The following is a 3,639-nucleotide window of genomic DNA, read 5'->3' on the forward strand; positions in this document are numbered from 1 at the left end:
GAAACCAAAGACCGCACAGAAAATCAGCAGCTGATTGAGGTTGAGGTCAACCCCATTGGCCGCCATGAACCCGTTGAAGCCGAAAAGGCTCAGGGTGATGCTGGCAATCAGCACGACCGCCAGGTTAGTGGCCAAGAACAGCAGGATGCGCATCATGGTTGTAGAAATCTCCTCATGCTAAATATGTAGCGTACTGCGGGGTATATAAGGTGCTGCACCGGGGTATTCAACCGGGTGACTATTTCAAACTGTGTCCTACGGCAACAGTCTAGCTGCTTGCAGGGCATTTCCGATAAGTATGCGGGAAGTGTTTGTCAGTCAATTCGTGTCGAAGGCGCCCGCCTTTGTTAGGCGCGAGCAGACAAGGCGCTGTCCGGCAGCGACAAAGCGACTGCCAGCGGCGCAATGCAAACAAATGTTGCCGGATGAATCACCGTGCGACCTGCGGGAGGGTCGCACGGTGACAGATCGCTTACTGGCGGTAGGACTTGAGGAAGCCGCCGATGCGTCCGATGGCCATCTCCAGGTCATCGACACGGGGCAGGGTCACGACGCGGAAGTGGTCCGGCCATGGCCAGTTGAATGCGGTGCCTTGAACCACCAGCAGCTTTTCGGAGAGCAGCAGGTCGAGAACGAATTTTTCGTCGTTATGGATCGGGCAGACCTTGGGGTCGATCCGCGGGAATGCATATAGCGCGCCCATCGGCTTGACGCAGCTCACGCCCGGAATGTCGTTGAGCAACTCCCAGGTGCGATTGCGTTGCTCCAGCAGGCGGCCCTGGGGCAGCACCAGGTCATTGATGCTCTGATAGCCACCCAGGGCGGTCTGGATCGCGTGCTGGCTCGGCACGTTGGCGCACAGGCGCATGTTTGCCAGCATGTCGATGCCTTCGATGTAGCTCTGGGCGTGGTGTTTCGGGCCGGAAATGGCGATCCAGCCGGAACGGAAACCGGCCACGCGATAGGACTTGGACAGACCGTTGAAGGTCAGGCAGAGCAAGTCCGGCGCCAGGGAGGCGGTGCAGATGTGCACGGCATCGTCGTAGAGAATCTTGTCGTAGATCTCGTCGGAGAACACCACCAGATTGTGCTGGCGGGCCAGTTCCAGCATGCCCAGCAGCACTTCCTTCGAATACACCGCGCCGGTCGGGTTGTTCGGGTTGATGATCACCAGGGCCTTGGTGTTCGGGGTGATCTTGGCCTTGATGTCGGCCAGGTCCGGCCACCAGTTGGCTTGCTCGTCGCACAGGTAATGCACCGGATTGCCGCCGGACAGGCTCACGGCTGCGGTCCACAACGGATAGTCTGGCGCAGGCACCAGCACTTCGTCGCCATTGTTGAGCAGGGCCTGCATCGACATCACGATCAGTTCGGAAACGCCGTTGCCCAGGTAAATGTCTTCAATGCCGACGCCTTCCACCTGCTTTTGCTGGTAGTACTGCATCACGGCCTTGCGCGCGCTGAACAGGCCCTTGGAGTCGCTATAACCCTGGGCGGTCGGCAGGTTGCGGATCACGTCCTGGAGGATTTCATCCGGCGCTTCGAAACCAAAAGGTGCCGGGTTGCCGATGTTCAGCTTGAGGATGCGATGACCTTCCTCTTCCAGGCGCTTGGCGTGCTTGAGCACCGGGCCGCGAATGTCGTAGCAGACGTTGGCGAGCTTGTTCGATTTGCTGACCTGCATGGCGATGTGTTCCCGAAAATGAACGATCCAGACGGCGTTTTGGCAACCGTGCTGGGAATCCTGCGTATTCACACAGGCCTGACGCCTTGAGATGCAGCACCCATATTTCCGTTTGAATGCGCGTGGTCTGGCTGCCAGACTGGCGTTTGACGAGGCGCAATCATACGTGCCGCCCGATCCGTGGAAAAGGTACAGATCGGGCTTTTTCAGCCGCTGAGGTGTGATGATGGAAAAGTTGGAAAAAACCCTGGAAGAGTGGAAGGCGATGCTCGATCCAGAGCAGTACAACGTGTGCCGCCTCAAGGGCACCGAACGTCCGTTTTCCGGCAAATACAACGCCACCAGGACCGACGGTGTCTACCACTGCATCTGCTGTAACGAACCGCTGTTCGACTCCAGGACCAAGTTCGATTCCGGCTGCGGCTGGCCGAGTTTCCATTCGCCGATCGGCGACAGCGCCATGACCGAAATCCGTGATGTCAGCCACGGCATGATCCGCACCGAAGTGGTCTGCGCCAAATGCGACGCGCACCTGGGGCATGTATTCCCCGATGGTCCGCCGCCGACCGGTCTGCGCTATTGCATCAACTCGGTGTGCCTGGACCTGGTGCCCCGGTAGGAACTGCCGAAGGCTGCGATCTTTTGATCTGGCCTTTCTTGAGGCTGCCCGAAGGTCAGGATCATAAGATCGCAGCCTTCGGCAACTGCTGCAGTTGGTCCGCGTTTTGATTATTTAAATTGCACACAATTCAATTGCTCGCTATTTTGTTATTTCTTCCATTCACTCGGACCCTCAAACATGAGCGACAACCTGCTGAGCATCCCTTGCACCACCATCAAGGGTGAGCAAAAGACCCTGGCGGATTTCGCCGGCAAAGCCGTGCTGGTGGTCAATACGGCCAGCAAGTGCGGTTTCACTCCGCAGTACAAAGGCCTGGAAGAGCTGTGGCAGACCTACAAGGACCAGGGCCTGGTGGTGCTCGGTTTTCCTTGCAACCAGTTCGGCAAGCAAGAGCCGGGCAACGAAGGGGCGATCTCCGAATTCTGCGAATTGAACTTCGGTGTCAGCTTCCCGCTGTTCAAAAAGATCGACGTCAATGGTGCCAGCGCCCATCCGCTGTTCGTGCAATTGAAAAAGCGCGCACCGGGTGTGCTGGGTTCCCAGGGCATCAAGTGGAACTTCACCAAGTTCCTGATTGGCAAGGACGGGCAACTGGTCAAGCGCTTCGCTCCGGCGACCAAGCCGCAGGACCTGACTCGCGAGATCGAAGCCCTGCTCAAATGAATACCTTGTCAGTCGATTCCCTGAAGCTCGACAGCCAGCTGTGTTTCAAGCTGTACGCCGCTTCCCGGGCGGTCATTCGCGCCTACAAGCCAATGCTCGATCAGTTGGGCCTGACTTACCCTCAGTACCTGGCGATGCTGGTGCTGTGGGAGTGGCAGGAAGCGGCCCCGGAGCAACCGACCGTCAAGGCATTGGGCGAGCGTCTGGCCCTGGATTCCGGCACGCTGACACCGTTGCTCAAGCGCCTCGAACAACTGCATCTGGTGCAGCGTCAGCGTTCGGCGCGCGATGAGCGTGAAGTGCATCTGAGCCTGTCGCCAGCCGGCACGGCCCTGCGCGATCAGGTCGGGCCACTCAAGGCCCGCCTGTTGTGCGACAGCGGGGTCGATCTGAACCGTCTCAACGATTTGCGCGATGGTCTCGATCACTTGTTGGGACAGATCAAGGCGCTGACGTAGCGCAGATCCACAAATCCAGCAGGGCGGCCAGTTCTTCCCGCCGGAAGGGTTTGGCCAGGTAGTCACTCATGCCCGCGGCAYGACAGCGTTCGCGCTCTTCCGACATGGCGTTGGCCGTCAGGGCGACGATGGGCAGGTGGGGCCAGCGACCGCTGCGGCGGATTTGCCGGCTGGCCTCATAGCCGTCCATCACCGGCATGTTGGTGTCGATC

At 58.9% G+C, this 3,639-nt stretch carries 5 protein-coding genes and 1 pseudogene; 3 read left to right on the plus strand and 3 right to left on the minus strand.

Annotation, left to right across the window (positions count from 1 at the left end; all coding sequences use genetic code 11):
• Nucleotides 1-156, minus strand: a pseudogene (locus ACXRVY_RS20130) (protease HtpX); the annotation flags it as partial.
• Nucleotides 157-472: 316 nt separating this feature from the next.
• The gene (locus ACXRVY_RS20135) at nucleotides 473-1,684 is read right to left on the minus strand and encodes a pyridoxal phosphate-dependent aminotransferase (RefSeq protein WP_007973513.1); all 1,212 of its coding nucleotides are present in this window, start codon (nucleotides 1,682-1,684) and stop codon (nucleotides 473-475) included.
• Between the two features lie 226 nt (nucleotides 1,685-1,910).
• Between ACXRVY_RS20135 and msrB the strand changes: the two genes are divergently transcribed.
• The 3 genes from msrB to ACXRVY_RS20150 all read left to right on the plus strand — a co-directional run bounded on the left by msrB (nucleotide 1,911) and on the right by ACXRVY_RS20150 (nucleotide 3,427).
• The gene (msrB, locus tag ACXRVY_RS20140) at nucleotides 1,911-2,303 is read left to right on the plus strand and encodes a peptide-methionine (R)-S-oxide reductase MsrB (protein WP_223463855.1); all 393 of its coding nucleotides are present in this window, start codon (nucleotides 1,911-1,913) and stop codon (nucleotides 2,301-2,303) included.
• A 180-nt stretch (nucleotides 2,304-2,483) separates the two neighbouring features.
• Nucleotides 2,484-2,969 carry a glutathione peroxidase gene (locus tag ACXRVY_RS20145; protein WP_223463856.1) on the plus strand — a complete coding sequence of 162 codons (486 nt, stop codon included), beginning with the start codon at nucleotides 2,484-2,486 and terminating at the stop codon, nucleotides 2,967-2,969.
• Nucleotides 2,966-3,427 carry a MarR family winged helix-turn-helix transcriptional regulator gene (locus tag ACXRVY_RS20150; protein ID WP_223463857.1) on the plus strand — a complete coding sequence of 154 codons (462 nt, stop codon included), beginning with the start codon at nucleotides 2,966-2,968 and terminating at the stop codon, nucleotides 3,425-3,427. The genes ACXRVY_RS20145 and ACXRVY_RS20150 overlap by 4 nt, the downstream gene beginning before the upstream one ends.
• On the opposite strand, the gene ACXRVY_RS20155 is transcribed toward ACXRVY_RS20150, so the two are convergent.
• A partial coding sequence (locus ACXRVY_RS20155) for a response regulator (RefSeq protein ID WP_458238074.1) occupies nucleotides 3,411-3,639 on the minus strand: 229 nt, incomplete at its 5' end. The two genes, ACXRVY_RS20150 and ACXRVY_RS20155, sit on opposite strands and share 17 nt — an antisense overlap.

This window comes from Pseudomonas sp. P5_A2_2 (assembly GCF_054177685.1).